Origin of the sequence: Flavobacterium artemisiae (assembly GCF_042678225.1) — a bacterium.
GTDB lineage: Bacteria > Bacteroidota > Bacteroidia > Flavobacteriales > Flavobacteriaceae > Flavobacterium > Flavobacterium artemisiae.
In genome coordinates, this window is the sequence record NZ_JBHUDZ010000010.1 from 1 (window position 1) to 3,664 (window position 3,664).

Annotated in this window: 1 protein-coding gene; it reads left to right on the forward strand. The window is 37.1% G+C overall.

What is annotated here, in order from left to right:
• Nucleotides 1-3,664: beta strand repeat-containing protein (locus tag ACFSC2_RS10630; protein WP_379818639.1), on the forward strand; the 3,664-nt coding region annotated here is incomplete at both ends.

The following is a 3,664-nucleotide window of genomic DNA, read 5'->3' on the forward strand; positions in this document are numbered from 1 at the left end:
TGGTGCATTACAATACGAAACAATTGCTCCATCACCAGTAATTATTGCTAAACAAGCATCTAACAGTTTTGCAGGATTAGCTCCTGGAACTTATATGTTCAAGGTTACTGATGCAAACGGATGTTATTATACAGAAGCGCATACTATTAATCCTGCGACTCCAATTACATTAATTGCTAAGAAAACAAGTGATGTTCTTTGTAATGGTGGTAATACAGGATCTATTAGATTAGACGTTGCTGGTTTTGCTGCAACTTCTTCTTATAGCTATACTGTAAACGGCGGAACAGCTGTAACAGGAAATACTGCGGCTACTGTTAATTTAACAGGTCTTACAGCGGGTACTTATGCAATTGTTGTTACAGATGAAACTACAGGATGTTCTGATAATGCGTCTATAACAATTAATCAACCTACAGCAGCTTTATCAGCTACCTATGCAGCGGTAAATGCAAACTGTTTTGTAACTACATCTGAAGTTACAGTTACAGCTGCAGGCGGAACACCAGTATACAGATATTCATTTGTTGCTGATGGCGCTCCTGCTGGAACATATACAAACAATAATAAAGCAAACTTAGATCCAGCAACTCCAAATTGGGATGTTTATATCTTAGATGCTAATAATTGTTCATTCAAATTAGATATTACAATTACTAGAGATGCTGTTCCAACAGTATCAGCTAGTGCAACTGGACAATGTTTTGGTGTAGGAAGCTATACAATTACAGCAACTCCAGGTACTGGTTTAGTAGCTCCATTGAGCTATAGTATCAACAATGGTGCTTCATATCAAGCAGGTAATACATTTGTTATTACTACACCAGGAAGTTATACAGTTAGAATTAAAGACGGTAATGGTTGTACTGCAGACAGTAATGTGGCGATTGTAAACAATCCGTTAACATTATCTGCTGTTTTAGATAAAGATATTACATGTTCTGCTCCAGTAGCTGCTCAAGTTACTTTAACTGCAGCTGGCGGAAATGGTACTTACACTTACACAAGTTCTCCAAACACAGGAACATTTGCTGGAAATGTATTTACAACAACTACAGACGGAACTTATACATTTACAGTTACAGATTCGAGAGGTTGTACTGCCGTATCTTCAGCTGTAATTATAACGCCGACAGTTACACCAGAAATTACGGGTGTTACACAGACACAAACAATTAATTGTAGCGGTGAAGAAACTGCAGCAATTTCTGTGACATATGATGCTACAAAAGGATTAGCTCCATTTGTAATCAATGTATTCAATGATACTACTAAAAAAGATTACGGTACACAGACTTCAGGTTTAGCTGCGGGTACTTATATTATTACTGTAAGAGATGCTAGAGGATGTTTTGATACAGAAACAATCACGATCAGTCAACCAACTCCTATTGTTGTAACGCGTACAGTTACTCCAATTACATGTGTCGGTGGCGGGGTTTCTTTGGGATCGATTACAATTAATAATGTAACAGGTGGAACACCTAATTACATATACCATGTAACAGGCGTTAACGGTTATGATCAGAAATTTTCAAATCAAACTGGTACAACAGCTGTATTCGAAGTTGTAGATTTTGGATTATATCAAATTATTATTACTGATGCAAACGGATGTACGAATATTGAACAAAACGTATTAGTAGCATCTCCTCCAGATGATTTAGATATTACAGTTACGGCTCCGCCTGCAGACTGTTCAGGATTAGGATCAGCAGAGGTAGCGATTAATACTACATCTATGGGTAGTATTGTAGGTAATGGTCCATTCCATTTTGCAGTTTACACTGGTCCAGGAATGACTTATACTTCTCCAACTACTTTACCTTGGTATGATGAAGACGTTGTAGGAACTCCTCCAGGAACAAATCCAGGAAGTAAAAAAACTACGATACCAAACTTAATACCAGGTGTTAAATATACTTTTATTGTACATGACGCAGGAACAGGTTGTTATTATTATGAAACAGCTACAGTAGCTATTCCTACAAATTCTACATTAACAGTTAACGGATTGACATCTAATAACATTACTTGCAAAGGAAGTAATAATGGTAATGTTAGTTTAACTATACGCAGTATATATCCAACTGCAACGCCAGTGAGCTACGAAATCTACAATTCTTTCACTATGGTGAGTACCGGAATTACAGGAACAGGTACAGTTCCTGCAAATGGAAATCTAGTGATCAATAATCTGGGAGCACTAAGTTTCGGGAATTACGTTGTAGTAATTAGAGAAACTGCGGGCGCAACAAATGCAGGATGTAGTATTGCTACAAATACATTTAATATTACAGAATCTGCAATTGATTTATCTATAACAGCTTCTGTTTCTAAAAATGCAAATTGTAATCCTAATTCAGGAGTTATTACAGCAGTTGCTAAAGACGGTACAGCACCATATACATATTTATTATTGCTTTCAACAGATCCTGTACCAACTGCAGCGACTGCTGGCTGGGCGAATGCAAATACGTTTAATAGAAATGCGGGTAGCTATATTGCTTACGTAAAAGATGCATATGGTTGTATTAAAGCAGCGACAGTAACGTTAGATAAAGATGATGAACCTACTATTACAGCACCAGCAGCGTTCTGTTATAACGGTACAGCATTTACTTTCACAATTACAGGTACAGTTGATCCAGCAATTGTTGGAGCACCTACTTATAGTGTAAATGGAAGTACTTTCCAAACAAGTCCAACATTTACATTCAATGAAGCAAAAGTATATACTTTGGTTATTAAAGATGGTAACGGTTGTACAGCCACTACTACTTTTGAAGTGAAACCACAGTTATTCTTAGATGCTAAATTGACAAAAGAATTAGATTGTACAGGAACTCCATATGCTGAAATTACATTAACAGCAACAGGAGGTTACAATACAGCATATACTTACGAATATTCTCTAAATGGAGCAACTTATGTAAGTATGCCTTCAAATGTACTTCAAACAAGTGCGTTAGGAAATTATATATTTAGAGTAAGCGATGCTAAGCTGCCAGCAGCTTGTCAGGCTACAACGACATTTACATTAGATCCGCTTCCAGCAACTGTATTTACAACAGCGGTGACAGATGTGATTTGTAATGGAGGTTCAGACGGAACAATTACAGTAAATGTTACTTCAGGTGTTGGTCCTTACCAATATCAATTGAATGGAGGAACTTTCCAAGCTTCTAATGTATTTACTGGATTGAGCGCAGGTACGTCTTATATTGTTACTGTAAGAGATGCTAAGTCATGTACTTATTCTAATGCAGCAATAACAGTTGGACAGCCTACACCTCTAACGGCAACATCAACTATCACTGCACCATTGGCTTGTGGTACAGGAAATGCGCCAACTAAAGCAGTTGTTACAATTAATGTTCCAGCTGGTTCAGGAACGGCACCTTATAAGTATAGTTTTGATAATGGAACAACTTATACTGACAACAATATTTTTGAAACTTTTGCAGGAACAACATTTAATGTTTTAGTGAAAGATGCTCACGATTGTATATTTACATTAACAAATGGAGTCAACGTACCAGCGTTAAACGCTCCTACGGATATGGATATCGCAGGAACACCGATTTATTGTGCTCCAGCGGCAAATACAACAAGTACAGTTACAATCAGTAATGTACAGAATGGAGTTGGTTCGCTTCAATAC